At 53.8% G+C, this 15,173-nt stretch carries 15 protein-coding genes; 14 read left to right on the forward strand and 1 reads right to left on the reverse strand.

What is annotated here, in order from left to right:
• The first annotated feature begins 522 nt into the window (after positions 1-522).
• Entirely contained in the window at positions 523-876 is a 354-nt protein-coding gene (locus tag MNU25_RS03415; protein WP_240983785.1) for a hypothetical protein, read from the forward strand.
• Positions 877-890: 14 nt separating this feature from the next.
• Here the strand turns inward: MNU25_RS03415 and MNU25_RS03420 are convergent, their stop codons facing one another.
• Positions 891-1,190 (reverse strand): YtxH domain-containing protein, encoded by a 300-nt coding sequence (locus MNU25_RS03420; protein ID WP_240983786.1) that lies wholly within the window; start codon positions 1,188-1,190, stop codon positions 891-893.
• Positions 1,191-1,469: 279 nt separating this feature from the next.
• On the opposite strand from MNU25_RS03420, the gene MNU25_RS03425 reads away from it, so the two are divergent.
• From MNU25_RS03425 to MNU25_RS03485, 13 genes are all read left to right on the forward strand, one after another.
• Entirely contained in the window at positions 1,470-2,207 is a 738-nt protein-coding gene (locus MNU25_RS03425; protein WP_240983787.1) for a cobalamin B12-binding domain-containing protein, read from the forward strand.
• Positions 2,194-3,204, forward strand: a complete 1,011-nt coding sequence (locus MNU25_RS03430) for a uroporphyrinogen decarboxylase family protein (protein WP_240983788.1) — start codon at positions 2,194-2,196, stop codon at positions 3,202-3,204. The genes MNU25_RS03425 and MNU25_RS03430 overlap by 14 nt, the downstream gene beginning before the upstream one ends.
• 10 nt (positions 3,205-3,214) lie before the next feature.
• Positions 3,215-4,474 (forward strand): ATP-binding protein, encoded by a 1,260-nt coding sequence (locus MNU25_RS03435; RefSeq protein WP_240983789.1) that lies wholly within the window; start codon positions 3,215-3,217, stop codon positions 4,472-4,474.
• 3 nt (positions 4,475-4,477) lie between these two features.
• Positions 4,478-5,947 (forward strand): sigma-54-dependent transcriptional regulator, encoded by a 1,470-nt coding sequence (locus tag MNU25_RS03440; protein ID WP_240983790.1) that lies wholly within the window; start codon positions 4,478-4,480, stop codon positions 5,945-5,947.
• 426 nt (positions 5,948-6,373) lie between these two features.
• The gene (gene nosZ, locus MNU25_RS03445; protein ID WP_240983791.1) at positions 6,374-8,257 is read left to right on the forward strand and encodes a Sec-dependent nitrous-oxide reductase; all 1,884 of its coding nucleotides are present in this window, start codon (positions 6,374-6,376) and stop codon (positions 8,255-8,257) included.
• Between the two features lie 188 nt (positions 8,258-8,445).
• Positions 8,446-9,093 carry a hypothetical protein gene (locus MNU25_RS03450; RefSeq protein WP_240983792.1) on the forward strand — a complete coding sequence of 216 codons (648 nt, stop codon included), beginning with the start codon at positions 8,446-8,448 and terminating at the stop codon, positions 9,091-9,093.
• A 33-nt stretch (positions 9,094-9,126) separates the two neighbouring features.
• Positions 9,127-10,560 (forward strand): nitrous oxide reductase family maturation protein NosD, encoded by a 1,434-nt coding sequence (nosD, locus tag MNU25_RS03455; protein WP_240983793.1) that lies wholly within the window; start codon positions 9,127-9,129, stop codon positions 10,558-10,560.
• Entirely contained in the window at positions 10,544-11,173 is a 630-nt protein-coding gene (gene ccmA / locus MNU25_RS03460) for a heme ABC exporter ATP-binding protein CcmA (RefSeq protein WP_240983794.1), read from the forward strand. The genes nosD and ccmA overlap by 17 nt, the downstream gene beginning before the upstream one ends.
• 16 nt (positions 11,174-11,189) lie before the next feature.
• Positions 11,190-12,092 carry an ABC transporter permease gene (locus tag MNU25_RS03465; RefSeq protein WP_240983795.1) on the forward strand — a complete coding sequence of 301 codons (903 nt, stop codon included), beginning with the start codon at positions 11,190-11,192 and terminating at the stop codon, positions 12,090-12,092.
• A 30-nt stretch (positions 12,093-12,122) separates the two neighbouring features.
• On the forward strand, positions 12,123-12,572 hold the full coding sequence (locus MNU25_RS03470; protein ID WP_240986711.1) for a FixH family protein: 450 nt from the start codon (positions 12,123-12,125) through the stop codon (positions 12,570-12,572).
• A gap of 42 nt (positions 12,573-12,614) precedes the next feature.
• Positions 12,615-13,040 (forward strand): c-type cytochrome, encoded by a 426-nt coding sequence (locus tag MNU25_RS03475; protein WP_240983796.1) that lies wholly within the window; start codon positions 12,615-12,617, stop codon positions 13,038-13,040.
• 259 nt (positions 13,041-13,299) lie between these two features.
• Positions 13,300-13,773: a QcrA and Rieske domain-containing protein gene (locus MNU25_RS03480; protein ID WP_240983797.1), complete on the forward strand. Its 474-nt coding sequence runs from the start codon at positions 13,300-13,302 to the stop codon at positions 13,771-13,773.
• Positions 13,770-15,122 (forward strand): cytochrome b N-terminal domain-containing protein, encoded by a 1,353-nt coding sequence (locus MNU25_RS03485; protein WP_240983798.1) that lies wholly within the window; start codon positions 13,770-13,772, stop codon positions 15,120-15,122. The genes MNU25_RS03480 and MNU25_RS03485 overlap by 4 nt, the downstream gene beginning before the upstream one ends.
• Positions 15,123-15,173 lie beyond the last annotated feature (51 nt).

The following is a 15,173-nucleotide window of genomic DNA, read 5'->3' on the forward strand; positions in this document are numbered from 1 at the left end:
TTGTTTGACACAGGCAGTCGTCTGACACAGGCAGTCGTCTGACAAAGGTATTCGTCTGACAAAGGTATTCGTCTGACAAAGGTATTCGTCTGACACAGGCAGTCGTCTGACAAAAGTATTCGTCTGACAAAGGTATTTGCCCGGTATTCGATCGATACCAGCCCTTATATACCAACAACCCTTGTCGGAGCGGCCGCCTTTTCTGCTCTAAGAATAACAGAGCCACTTAATTATGTCAATAGTTTAGTTAACAATATTAATAGATATATTAATATTGTTCATCAGTTGCTCATCACCTTCAGAGTCTTAGGCCATGGCCTCAATCATCAGCCAGGTGGTAAATTGGGCGAAACGATCCTCAGGAGCGAGCGGCAAGACCAGGGAATTCGAATATCTCTGCCGATGCCAGTGTACAGAAGCGGCCGCGGGAGGAATTTACGCAAAAGATCGCGAATAGTAGAAAATGCGACCCCCAAAGCGGTCGCAAATTGAATGCCCTGACACGGCTGAGGGAGGAAGAGCATGGCGACAGTATATGAAGTATGCGCCATCGTGATGACCGTTTTCCTGGGAGTTTTGGCTTTTGAAGCGGCTTTAGCGGTGTATTCCCTGCGCAAGCTGACGGAGGAAGCGAGACATACTCTGCAAAATGCCAACGTTCAGCTGCCGGCGCTTCTTGAGAATGTTCTGGCAGTCGCCCGGAAGGTTCGGGTAACCAGCGAATTAGTGGAGGATGGCGTCAGCCGGGCGGCCGCCGGTATGGCCAAGGTCAAAGGGGAGCCGCTGCTTTTTCTCGTGAATAGTTTAGCCGCGGTCAAGGAAGGCTTAAGCCTGTGGGAGAAGATTCGCGCCCGCCAAAGCCAGCCGGACAAGTAGGACGCGGGGTTTTTTCACTCCGGCCCGTGGTTTTCGGCTTGCGGCTCCCGATCTCTGATTGGAATGGTGACGTACCCGGGTTTGGCGCTGCCGGTCGCTTCCTGCAGGAAAGACTGCAAATCTTCGGTCAAGCGCTTGGCTTTGGCTAGCCATTGCGGATCTCCGACCCGTTCGGTCAGAGCCTGCGCCAGGTCGCTGCGCAAGTCACGGCCGCTTTTGGGGGCGATAAGGAGCCCGGTTATGGCTCCGGCCAGTCCGCCGACCAAAGCGGCGGCAGCGATTGTTCCCAGGTTGCAGCGGCGGGGATTTTCCATAAACAAATCATTCCTTTCTCGGATCAATGATCAATGCCGGTTCCCGCATCAGTACCGGCTATGAGCCGGAGCCAGTCTGGGGGCCGGCCGCTGATATGGGCCCGGGGGTCTCCCCCGGTGAGATTCCTTAGCTTTATCCTAACACAAGGTGCCTGTAACCGGGAGTATTTTTTCGAGGCGACCTTGAGGCCCCAGCAAAGTGGCGTGAGCAGAGTGAACTCGTTCAACTAAAGTTGAACATAGTCCCGCCGCACCCGGAATGAGGTGGCCGGCGCCGGGTTGGATAGAATAGTCGCCAAGGGCAGCATTTTGTTGATGAGTATTTTTCTCCTAAGTGACGCGAAGCAAAGGGGTGAGGACGGTGTGAATGATTTTGAGCCGTTGATTGCCGCCGTCATGGCCGGAAAGCGGGAAGAAGCTGTTAATGAGTCCGCGAAGCTTCTTGAGACGGGAGCCACCCCGGAGCAGATCGTTCGGGACGGCCTTACCGTAGCTCTGGCTTTGCTGGGTCCTCGCTGCACGGCCGAGGATTTTAACCTTTTGGAAATATTGCTTGCCGGCCGCGCGATGATGTACGTGATCGATAAAGTCGTCCAACCGCGCCTGCAAGCGGGGACAAGCATGTTCGCCGCTCAACCGGGGATTGTTGTGGGAACGATCAAGGGTGATATCCACGATTTAGGCCGGCAGGTCCTCTCGGTCATTTTGAGGTCGGCAACGTACAGGGTGATTGATTTGGGCAAAGATGTCGAACCGGAAGCATTTGCGGAATGCTGTGCCAAGGAAAAGGCACAGGCCATAGGCATCTCTAGCCTCATTACGGTCACTTCGCCTACGATCCGCCGAGTGAAGGAGATCTGCCGGGCCCGAGGTCTCGGCCATATTCCGGTTGTGGCCGGGGGAGCGGCGGTGCGTCAGGCTTCGGCGGAATATCTGAATGTTGATTATGTGGCGCGTGACGTCTTTGACGGCTTGAATTATTTTTTACGGGAGGTGCCGCCCGATGGAAGCCTTTGAACGGCTGCTGGCAACTTTGCGGGGGGAAAAGCCGGACAGGACTCCTTGGCTTCCCTTGATCTTTGGCGCGGCTTACGCTCACACGGGTCACTCCTTGTCCGAATACCTGCACCACCCGGAAATTATGGCGGCGGGCCAAGTCAAGGCCAGGCAGTATTTAAACGCGGATGCTCTGTTCGTCTTCGGGGACAATGCCATGGAGGCGGAAGCTCTGGGGTGCCGCCTCGATTACAGCCGGCCGTTCTACCCGTATGTGACTCAGATCCTGCTGGACGACTGGGACAAAGATAATATATTGCCACCCTGGCAAAATGGCGGGAATCGGATTCCCGTCCTGCTGGAAGTCTGCCGGCGCTTGAAACAGAGCGGCGGAGGCTTTCCCATCATCGCCCACGTGCTGGGTCCGGTGACCTTGGCGGCTCAATTATTCGGGATGGAGGAGTTTCTGTATTTTGCCGCGGATTTCCCGGAAAAGGTGCCTTCGTTGCTGGGGGAAACCCGGCGGGTGGGCTTGGAAATTGCGAGAGCGTATAGAGAGGCCGGAGCAGATGCCATCCTTGTGGGTGACCCTTGCGCTTCGCCGTCTTTTTTCCCGGCGGAGTACTACCGGCGCTGGATGCTGAAGGAGCATCAGGCCTTGATGCGGGGCTTGGCGGAGGAAGGTGTGCCGATACGCTGGTTAATGGTCACAGGCAATGTTACGGAGATTCTATCTGACTTGGCCCGCACAGGGGCGGACGTTCTGACCGTAGATTATATGGTATCTCTCGACGCGGCTTTAGCGGTGCCTGCCGCCATTATAGCCGGCGGCCTAAAACCCCATTTGTTTGCCTTGCCGGACAGCGACGAGCTCTATCGTGAGATCTCTGGGCTTGTGGAAAGATATCGGAGGCGCCCTGATTATTGGCTGAGTACGGGGTGCGAATTACCCTTGGAGGCCGATTGGAACATGCTCAAGCGGTTTGCTTCGAGGGCAGGGATTTCGAAAAAGGACTGAGCGGTGTGACATGACAAACACGCAAACGGCTTTGGGTTCTTTGACGAAAGTCGTCAATCTCTTGAGTTTTGTGCCCTTAAACTTGCCGGAAAACCTTGAGTTTATTTTGGCGGAGGTTGACCGCCTTTTCCAGCCCGAACAATTGGCGGTAAGCTTAGTCCGGTCACAAACCCGGGCGGTTTTTTCTTACCGCAGCCACAAGATTGTCCATTCGGGGGCGGAAGCGGGGCTGTGTCATTGCGGGAACTGCTCGCACGATTGTCCGGTTTTAAAGGACGCTCTGCCGGTTCTAAAGTTGACGCAAGACGAGACAGAGGGCTGTGCGCTTACGAAGGCGGAAAGAAGCCCTGCCCATGCCTGTTTACCCATTGTCGGCGGTAAGGAGGTATTGGGGATCTTGAGTTTAACGATGCCGGAGAGCGGAAATATTAAGATTGACGACTTGGAGATTCTCCTTGTTTTGACGAACCTTGTGGGGATCACGGTACAAAGAGACCAATTGTTGCAAAGTGTTGAGGAAGAAAAACGGGCTTTGCTGGAGGCTAATCTGCATTTGGGTGAACTGGCCGGCAATCTTCTTCGGGCCGAAAAACTGGCCACCGCGGGCAGGATGGCGGCGGATATTGCCCATGAGATCAATAATCCCCTGGGTATTATTTCCGCGCGGGCGGAGTGCATCTTGTTGGAGCAGGGGGAGCATCTGCCGGAGGAGATCCGGGAAGATTTACGGGTGATTATCAAGCAGGCAAGACGGGTGGGTCAGATTTCCCGTACCGTTCTGAATATGGCTCGCACGCCTGCCGCGGCGGAGAAGGAGAAGTTTGATGTGCATGCCGCCATAGCGGAAGTCCTGTCCCTCGTGAAGACAACCCTGAGTAAAAGAGGTATCGCTCTGCACTATGAGGGACCGGCCGCCGGCCCCTTGTGGACAGCAGGAAACACTAACCACTTGCAGCAGGTTTTCCTGAACTTAGTCTGGAATGCTTTGGACGCCATGCTGGGGGAGGGTGAACTCTTGATAAGACTGGGGCGGAATGCCGGCAAGATCATACTTCAGGTTCAGGACAGCGGCCCCGGGATTCCGCCGGCTTCCCGAGCCCTGATTTTCGAGCCTTTTTTTACCACGAAAGATGCCGGACGGGGTACAGGCCTGGGCTTGGCTATCAGCCGCAAGCTGACGGAGGAGATGGGGGGAAGCTTGACCCTTGAGAATTCATCGAGGGGCGCCTGTTTTCAGATTGAGCTTGCCGAAATCGGACAGGGTGGGTAAAGCATGCCGAAAGTTCTAATCATTGACGACGAATTGGAAATGGCCCAGACCTGTGCCCGTTTGCTGCGTCCCCTGCACCTGGAGTGCTTAATTGAGACGAATGGGCCGGATGCGCGGGAGCGGGTGAAAAGAGAATCATTTGATATCATCTTGACGGATCTGAAGATGCCCGGGTGTTCGGGGATGGAGATCGTGAGAGCGGCCACGGCCGGAACGAAGAGAGCCCTCGTGATCGTGGTTACCGGCTTTGGCAGTATCGATGTCGCTGTTGAAGCGATCAAAAGCGGGGCCTTTGATTTCCTGACCAAACCGTTTTCCGCCGAACAGCTGCGGGTCTGTGTGGAAAAGGCCCTGCGCGAGATTAAACTGACGAATGAAAATGAGGATTTAAAAGCCCAATTGCGGGCGGCTTACCCAATAGATGGTCTTACGGGCCGAAGCCCGAGCATTCAAGCGGCTTTTGCTCTCATCCGCAAGGTGGCGGCCACGGACGTCAGTGTTTTGATTCTGGGAGAAAGCGGCACCGGGAAGGAACTTTTCGCCCGCTCTATCCACACGAACAGCCGCCGGATCGCCAAGCCATTTGTACCGATCGATTGTGCTTCTTTGCCGGAGAACCTACTGGAAAGCGAATTGTTCGGCTATGAAAAAGGGGCCTTTACCGGGGCCAATCAGACCAGGAGCGGGCTGATTGAATTAGCCCATGGCGGCACTTTGTTTCTCGATGAGTTAGGAGAACTAGGGCTTGGTTTGCAGTCTAAGCTGCTGAGGGTTCTTCAGGAGCGCACCCTTCGGCATTTGGGCGGGAAAGAATGGTTAGATGTTGACATACGCGTCATTGCCGCGACCAACCTTGACCTTGAGCAAGCGATAAAGGAGAAAAAGTTTAGGGAGGACCTCTATTACCGGCTCAATGTCGTCAGGTTACAGTTGCCCCCTTTAAGGGAGAGGATCGAAGACATCCCTATGTTAGCCAGGGAGTTTTTGCGTGAGGCTAATGTGCGCTTAGGCAAGGACGTAGGGGGAATAGCGGAGGAGGCCCTGAGTCTTCTTGTTTCCTACCCTTGGCCGGGGAATATCCGGCAACTAAAAAATGCCATCGAGCGGGCCGTGGTTCTCTGTGAGACCACCGAGCTTGAGGCCGGGGATTTTGCGCCCGATATTCAGCCTCGGGATGCGGCCCGCGGCAGTGGGGTATACAACTTTGGCCGCGAAGATCCGGAAAGGGATGGGCGACAAGAAGCGGTAAGCGGCTTTGGGGCTTTGAACCCGGTGACGGTGTCCCCTGCCGATTTGCCCTCTCTGGAAGGATCCTATCGTGAAGCAAAAGAACGCTGGCTCAACTGTTTTCAGGAGAAATACTTAAAACAATTGCTTGAGCAGTCCCAAGGTAATATTTCCCGGGCGGCTCAATTGGCCCGGATTGATCGCAGAACCATTCACCGTTGGCTCACGGGGGGCCCGCCCAAGTGAGATCTCCATGTCCCACCTTGCTGAGACAGATGGATCGCATGTGGGACCTGGAGATCCCAGTCGTACAGAAATTATGAAGAAAGGATGTTGGAAATTCGACCTTTTTGTTAGTAAAGTGTGAACTTCGTTAAAAATATAAAGTCCGCAAGTGCAAAGGTTTTTGGAGCCGAATTTTTGTTCGGTTGCCGAGTACTTTGCACTTTTTTGCTTTGCGGATAAAAAGTTTGGCACACTTTATGCTACGCAAACTAAGTGACGACATCCACCAAGGAATGTGGTGGGGTTCACAAGAGAATGTGACGAGATCCTCAAAGGTATCAGCGGTCAATGAGGGAAGGGGTGGTATCCGATAGCTCAGCGCAAGGCGGTCTCAGGAAACCCAAGACAAAGGTAAGTCTGACAGAACACAAAAGAGGGGTTGGAACAATGTTTGAAAGGCAGTGGAAAAACTACAAAGGGCTGGCCATTATGCTTATTATAGGCTTGATCGTAGGTGTAGCCGGGGGAAAGCTTACGTTTGACAGTGCTTCTCAGGTCCAAACAAACAGCGTGGTCAGCAGCAATGAGGGATGGGTTCCCCCAGGGCAGTTGGACCAGGCTTATATGTTTGCTTCCGGTGGTCAGTCTGGTAACATGGTGGTTTTTGGGATTCCTTCGATGCGCATTTTGAAGACCATTCCGGTTTTCGATCCTTTTCCTGACACGGGATATGGCTTCACGCCCGCGACGAAAAAAATGCTCGGCAAGTATACTTGGGGAGATGCGCATCATCCGGTGATGAGTCAGACCAAAGGGACATATGACGGGCAATTCGTCTGGGTCAACGATAAAGCGAACGACCGGATCGGGCAGGTGGATCTGCGAACCTTCACAACGACTCAGATCTTAAATGTTCCCAATCTTATGGGGTTGCATTCCTTATCAACGGATCCGGAGAGCAAGTATTTGTTTACAGCGTCCGAGTTCAGTGCCCCGGTCGCTAACGGCAAACCCAACTACGCGCCCTTAAACACATGGGGACACCAGTATTATGGGGTTGCCGCTTGTGTGAACACCAATCGGGAAGGTCTGAAGGCTGGGCAACCGGGTAAAATGGGCCTAGATTATGAGATGTTGCTGCCTCCTTACGATTATGATTTGGCTTCGGTGGGCAAAGCTGACTCGGCAGGCTATGTTTTCTACACTTCCTATAACAGTGAGGAAGCCACCACTGATCTGGAAAAGAACTCGACAAAGTTCGACCGGGACCTGACTTTGTTCATGGATTATAAGGCCGCCCAAAAACTTATCGACGCGGGGAAATACGACGCGATCATCAACGGGGTAAAAGTTATCGATCCCCGCAAGCACCCGGGAATCGCCTGGTTGCTGCCGATTCCTAAGAATCCGCACGGTGTAGATGTCAGCCCCGACGGCAAATGGATTTGCTATTCCTCTAAGCTTGACCCCGTGGTGACCGTAATCAGCATGGACAAACTGAAGCAAGCGATTGCCCATAAGGACTATGAAAAAACGACGTGGGGATTACCGGTGATCAAATGGCAGGATGTCCAGGAGGCCCAGATACCCGTCGGCGTCGGTCCGCTGCATACGCAATTTGACAATCAAGGGTATGCCTATACCAGCCTCTTCGTGGAGAGCGCGGTGACCAAATGGCAACTGGGTACCTGGAAAGTGATCGACAAACAACCGGTCAATTATAATGTGGGGCACGTGGCCGTGGCCGGCGGAGACAGCGAGCATCCCTTTGGCCATTGGCTGGTCGCTCTGGACAAAATGTCTCTGAACCGCTTTCTCCCGGTAGGCCCCGGTTATCCGGTGACAGAGCAGCTATTTGATATCAGCAAAGGGCCGAAAATGCAGTTAGTCAACGAGGCCCCGAGCGACCGGGAACCGCACTATGCAACCATTATTCCGGCCAACTTGATTCATCCGCTGAATGTTTATCCCAAAGACACAGCGCGGCCAAATTCTACCTGGAACGAGGCCCAGGCCAAAGTGGTCCGCAACGGTAAAGAGGTCAAAGTCTATATGACCGCTGTGCGCAGCCATTTTGTCCCCGACAACATTGAGGTCAATCAGGGGGATCACGTGGACCTCTATTTAACCAATATTGAGCAGCAGCCTAACATCACGCACGGCCTGGCGATTTCTAAGTACAATATCAACCTGGCGGCCGACCCGGGGGAAACGGTCCGTGCCTCATTTACGGCCGATAAGGCCGGGACCTTTCCCTTCTATTGCACGGATTTCTGCTCCGCGCTGCATGAGGAAATGATGGGCTATCTTCTGGTTAAACCACATTCTTAAGCCGAGCGGATGCTTAAGCAAACAGGCGGAGGTTGAGTGCAAGCGAAAGTTTAATCGGTACTGTAGCCAAAGCAAAAAATCTGTCGGCATCGTGACGCGCTGCCTTGCTCCGCCGGGAAGCTTCAACCCGCAGGGCGCCAAAAGGCCGGGGCCGGTTCCCGGCCCCGGCCGGAAGGGAAGGATAAGGAATGAATACGTTTTGGCAGCCGAAGAGGCTGTTAGCGCTGGGGGCTGCCTTAGCCTTTGCGCTTTCCATGACTTTGAAACTGTGGGGAATGACCCTGACCTCCACGTTCTACTACAACGGACTCCATTTGAACATTTTTGCCACCAAGGTTACGGGGGATCTGCACGAGCTGAATATCCTCAACCACTATATCGGCATGATGAACATTGACAATTCCCTGCCGGAATTTCACTGGATACCTATCGTATTCGCCGCGGTAATCATGATCAGTCTCATCCCGGCCATTTGGCCCAAACGGGGGATCCTGATCGGCGCAACAATCCTGAATTTGCTTGGGCTGGGCATTATGGGCGGAGATTTTTATTACCGGCTTTACGAATACGGGCATGACTTTGCCCCGGATGCCGCGATTCAGGTGCCTGGCTTCACTCCTAAAATCATGGGAAATTATATGCTGGCCAATTTTCATGTTCAGACCGGGTTCGGTTTTGGCGGTCTGACCATCGTCATCGGGGTAGTTTTGCTCTGCGCGGCGATTTTCTCCAAGGACGGCAATCCGGTGAAAAAGGATAGCGGTAACAGCATCGTTAAAAAAGACCACGATAGGGTTGCAAACGTTGAGAAGCATGAGGACGCTAAACCGGTTTGAGGCCCGGCCTCAGCGGAGAAGGGAGGCTTTGAGATGAGCAGGCTGAGGCAGCTTGTCATCTGCGAAACATTGGCGCTGGTTTTGCTGGTAGGTTTGTTCCAGCCTGCGCCGGCCCAGGCGGCCGGAATGCCCCGCCTGACGGTTGGCCCCGGCGAAAGCTTTAAAACCATCAACAGTGCGATCAAAGCGGCGCAGCCCGGTCAAACGATTGACATCAAAGGCGGAACCTATCCGGAGCATGTTGTCATTGACAAGCCCGTTGCTCTGGTGGGGCAAGGAGACGTGAGAGTGGATGGCGGAAACCGGGGCAATGTGATCTTGGTGGCGAAAACGCACGGCGTAAGTATAACAAATGTGACTTTGCTTAACAGTGGCGGACCGGGAATTTTGCCCTACGCGGGCATCAAAATCGATGATTCACGGTGTGTATCTGTGGATCATGTGGTGATGAGAAATATCGAGCATGGTGTCTATCTGCAACAGAGCAATGATTGTCTGATCCGGGATACGGATATTGCCGGAAAGGTTCAGTTACTGCCGGAAGATCGCGGCGACGGCATCGGTTTTTGGCGCTCGGCGCATAACCGGGTGGAGAATTGCCACGTATGGGATGTCCGCGACGGCTGCAAGTTTGAGTTTTCCCCAGATAATCGCATTACCGGCACGACCTTTGATCATCTGCGCTATGGGATTCATTATATGTATTCCGATGACAACGCCTTCGACCATAACACCTTTTCCCAGGATGTTGCGGGGGCTACGCCCATGTATTCCAAGCACATCTCTTTTACCAACAATATCTTTTTCGATTTTCCCGGGCAGAGAGCTTTTGCCATTCTGCTCATGAATGCCGACGACTGTCTGATCAAAGATAATCTGGTTATGGAAAGCAATGTGGGTTTTCAACTCGACCATTCGACAAACAACCGGATAGAAGGAAACGCCGTGATCAACTGCGGGGTGGCCTTCCGAGTATTTGGCACCTCCGGTGGTAATCTATTTACCGGCAATTCCGCCCGGGATAATGTCATCCAGGTGGGCTCGGACTATGGAGCCCTGCCCAATCGGTGGTCGGCTGAGGGGCGGGGGAATTATTGGAGCGACTATGCCGGTTATGATTTCACCGGTTCGGATCTGGGTTCCATCCCCTACCACTCAGTGAGTTATCTTGCCCAGGCGGTTTACGATCAGCCCATGTTGGAATTGTTCGCAGGCAGCCCGGGGCTGCAAGCGGTGGCTCAGGGAATGCAGTTATTTCCGTTATGGAAGCTGCCCGGCATTCAGGATGATCATCCTTTGATGCGTCAGCCCGAACTGAAACGGGAATGGCTTTCTTGGCTGAGGGACCCGGAGCCCTTGAAGACGCGTCTTTTCTTTGCACTATTATCGTTCGCCAGTACGCTGATCGGGTTAGGGTTTTTTCTCGCGGGAAGACGGAGGAGGCCTTTGAATGTTGCAAATCGTTGAGGTCCGGAAATCGTACGGTTCGCTGGTGGCGGTTAGGGATGTTTCCCTGGAGATCCCGTCCGGTGAAGTTTGGGCTTTATGCGGGCCCAATGGGGCCGGAAAGACGACTTTGCTTAAGATGATGGCCGGACTGATTCCGCCGGACGAGGGAAGTCTGAATTGGGGAGCGTACGGGCCGAGGGGGGATGTCGGAGTCTTTAAGAAGTCGGTGCACTATGTACCGCAGAAGGTGGCCTTGTATCCCAATTTGACAGTCGGGGAGACCTTGCGTTTCTTCGCCAAGCTGCGCGACGCGGATAACCTGCAAGGCGTTCTGGAGCGTTTTGCCCTGCTTGATCTGCAAAATCGTCTCTTGCGGACCCTGTCCGGGGGGCAAAAGCAGAGAGTGGCAGTGGCTCAAGCTTTCCTGGGCGGCGGGGAATACCTCTTGCTGGATGAACCAACCGTCAATTTGGACCGGGAGCAGGCCGATGGTCTGAAAGAAGCCTTGCGGGGTTTTGCTGACAAAGGCGGAACCGTAATCATTTCTACGCATATCGCCGATGATTTAGTTTCCGGATTTGTTAATCATAGAGTGCTCATGGAGCGGGGAAGTGTAGCGTCTGTGAGCTGAGGGAGCGGGTGACAATATGAGGCGGAGGAATCTTTTAATCCTAGTGGAAAAAGAATTGATCGAAGCGTCCCGCAACCGCTTAATCTTGGGCTTCGGCAGCGTGTTTTTTCTTCTGGCCGCTGCCATGTCTCTATTAGGTTTCTTGTCTCCGGGCGCCACGGACGTGCAGCTAAGCCGAGTCGGCGTGAGCCTGCTGAATCTCGCCATTTTATTGGTTCCCCTGATCGGTTTAGTCATCGGTTCTCAGGGGTTCGCGGGTGAGTTCGAGGATGGTACGATGGAGCTCTTGTTGACCCAGCCGGTGGAGCTAAGAGACATTTGCCTTGGACGGGTTCTGGGACAATGGGTGGCGGTGGCGGCCGCGCTGCTGGCCGGCTTTGGCGCTTCCGGTCTGATCTTGGTTTTAGTTTCGGCCGACCAACAGCTTCTTCCCTTTCTGGTCAATCTAGTAATTTCCCTCATCTTGGCTTTTGTTTTTCTGACACTGGGCTCAGTCATATCCCTCAAGGCCAAAAATCGCATGATGGCCCTGTTGGGGGCCTTGGGGGTTTGGTTTCTGGCCGTCATTCTCTACGATGCCACAGTGACTCAGCTCCTCATGGCCCTGAGCGGTTTTCCGATCATGCTGGTGTTGTATGGCTTTTTAGCGCTTAACCCGGCCGATCTGCTGCGCGTGCTGGCGATTCGCCTGAGTGGGGTGAACTTGCTCTTCGGTCCCGCTACCGAAGCGATGGCTGCTCTGCCCGGCTTTAAGGGACCGCTTCTGTCACTCCTGACGATTGTCCTGTGGAGTTTCGGCGGCTATGTGGCTATGCTTCGCGGGCTGCGGCACCGTATTTTTCCCCCCGCCCGACGACGGGTGAAAGATGCTGGGGGTAAATCTTTTCAAACGATTCCGGATGAGCGGAGTGTGAACTGAAGCGGAAGGGAGGTGAATGTCGTGGCAGGAATGAAGAAATCAGGAGCGGTTACGGAGAACAGAAGGCGGATTGCGTTATTAAAACCGTTGACAATGGGATTTTGCGCGGTTTTGCTCGTATTTAGTTTGGCCGGGTGCGGCAGCCGGCACTATGAATTTAGCCAAAGCAAGAACGGGATTACCGTGGAGATGGCCATTACGCCATATCCTCAGCAAAGCCTGGTGCCGAATACCTATGATCTTAAAATAACCCGCAACGGTCAAGCCCTGAACACTCCGGTTAAGATGGATTTTAAAATGACGAATATGGACATGGGGAATAACCTGGTTCAGGCGACCGCTAAAGGTAAGGGGACTTACGAAGTACGGAAGATGTTGAGCATGTCCGGTAAATGGCAGATATTTGTCGAAACCCAGGGGCAAAAGTTTGTCTTTGATACCACTGCCGCGGGGCAGAAAGTAAAGAATGCGAAAGAGTAATAGCCCAATAATTCATTGGCGAAAGGTATGGAGGAGAGGAAAATGGTCAAACGAAATATGAGGATCGCCGGAACTCTGTTGGCGGTTATGCTTATCACGGCGGGGTGTGGAGCGGCTGCCGGGAACGGCGGCAAGGCGTCTTCCCCAGGTGCTGCTTCTGGCTCGTCGCCGGCACCCACGACCCAAACCGCGGCGCAGACACCCCCGGCTACGGCTGCCGGGAACGCCGGGCAGGGGAAGCAGCTTTTTGCCAGCAACTGCGCCAGTTGCCACTCGGTGGGGACGGATAAAGTAGTGGGGCCTGGTTTAAAAGGGATTTTCCACAAAGATAAACTTCCGAACGGCCAAACGCTCACAGATGCGAATGTAGGCCAATGGATAAAAACCGGAGACGCCTCGATGCCCGGCAATCCGGCGCTCAATTCGAGCGATTTGGCGAACCTTGTGGCTTATTTGAAGACTCTGTAAGCCTGGTCATCCGACCGTCTGGGAAAGGGGTTCGGGTGGGGAGAAGCGATGGACCGACTCTCGGTTTTCCGGTTTGGAGGTTAGAGCGCAAGTATAAGATTTTAAGGGCAGAAGTGAGGGTCTTGAGGTAAAACGGACAGGCATGAGAAATGATCTAACATCGGGAGAGGTCCGGTGTTAGGCAAGGGAGTTCTGATTTTAGTTTGAAATTGCGGTCCGGATACCTCGGTGTCCGGACCGCAGTGGTAGGAGGAAAGAGATGGAAGAGATTAAAAGACCGGCCGGGGTGGGGAAGGTTTTTTCCAGAAGACGTTTCTTGCAGGTTGGTGTCAGTGGGGCGGGAACCGTACTGGGTCTTAGCTATATCGGGCTGGGGTTGGATTTCCTCCAGCCGCCGCCGCTGGGCGCGGAGCCTCTGCAAACAGTGGGGAAAACCGCGGATTTTCCGGAAAACATGCCGAAGCCGGTGACATATTCCGGTCAGGGGGTTAAAGAGGGTGTCTATGTTGTTAACTTAGGCCAGGGAAACTGGTTGGCTTTGGATTTTCACTGCACCCATTTGCAATGCGCCGTTAACTGGGTTGCGGCAGTAGGCAAGTTTATGTGCCCCTGTCATGGCGGGGTTTACGATATCCGCGGTCAGGTTCTTTCCGGACCGCCCCCAAAAGCTTTGCCCCGGCGGGTGATAAAGATCATCGGGGATTCTGTTCAGGTGGGGGGGATTCTGGCGTGATTAATTGGTTGGATGAACGGCTGCATGTCCGCGAACTGACAGCCTCTCTCTTTGAACATCCGGTGTCCAAACGGAGCAATGTTCTGGACTATCTGGGGTTCGCGACTTTCTATGTCTTTTGCAGCCAAGCTGTGACGGGGATTTTGCTGGCCACAGTGTACAGGCCCACGGCTTCCGGTGCTTATGACAGTATCAAACAATTGCAGGGAGAGCCGGTGGGGGCCTTTGTCCGTTCCTTACATTCTTGGGGTGCTAACTTCATGGTAGTTTTGCTTGTTCTGCACCTTTTGCGCGTTTTCTACGAAGGTGCTTACAAGAAGCCGCGTGAATTGACCTGGCTTTTGGGCAGTGTTCTTCTCATAGCTACCTTGGGTCTGGCCTTTACAGGTTATTTGCTGCCTTGGGATCAAGAAGGCTACTGGGCGACCACGGTGGGTACGGCGATGCCCTCCCATATTCCGTGGATCGGGGATTATCTGGTCCGGCTGCTGCGGGACGGGACCCAAGTGACGGGGGCCACCTTGACCCGGTTTTACTCCGTACACATGTTGATCTTGCCGGCCTTACTCTTGTTGGCTTTTCTGCCGCACTTTTTCTTCGTGCTGCGTCAGGGTATGGCTTCCGGGGACGAATTGGCCAAAGCGCAAAAACGGGGGAAATGCGTTGATGGGGATTCTCTGCCGTTTTGGCCCGATGTAGCGGTGAGGATGATCCTGTTCGTGTTGTTAATCGGGGCGGCTTTGTGGCTTCTGGCTGCACTCTATCCAAAATCGCTGGGGGCGCCGGCGGATCCGTTGAATAAGAGTCAATATGTACCCGAGCCGGCCTGGTACTTCTTTGGCGTCTATCAGCTTCTCAAGTATTTTCCGGGTAAACTGGACGTGTTGGCCATGGTCGTCCTTCCTTTCGCGGGAGGCATTCTGTTGTTTGCTTTGCCGTGGCTTGATCGCAATCCGGCCCGCTCCGTGCGGAAACGGCCTTTGGCTTTGAGTTTGGCGGGCGTTTTAGTGGCCGGGATGGTTTTTCTGACCTATCAGGGGATGAATTCCGTGCCCAAAGCCCTGGCCTCCGCGGGTGTCGTGGTTCACCCCGGCTTTAAAGAGAACGTCGAGCCGATTTTTCAAAGTAAGTGCATCACCTGCCACGGAACAAGCGGGGGGTATGGGCTCGACAATTATACCGCCGTTATGAAGAAAAACGTCGTTCCGGGTAACCCTGATCAGTCGAAATTGATCCGGAAGCTGGAAGGAAGCGATAAACCCCAGATGCCGATAGGACAGCCGCCTTTAACCTCAGACCAAATTCAGACTATCCGGAACTGGATTAAAGACGGAGCAAAAAATAATTGAGGCCGCCTCCATGTTTCCCCCGGGCCTCCGTCATTCCCGGCGGAATATCTT

This window comes from Acididesulfobacillus acetoxydans, from assembly GCF_902729405.1.
GTDB classification, from domain to species: domain Bacteria; phylum Bacillota; class Desulfitobacteriia; order Desulfitobacteriales; family Desulfitobacteriaceae; genus Acididesulfobacillus; species Acididesulfobacillus acetoxydans.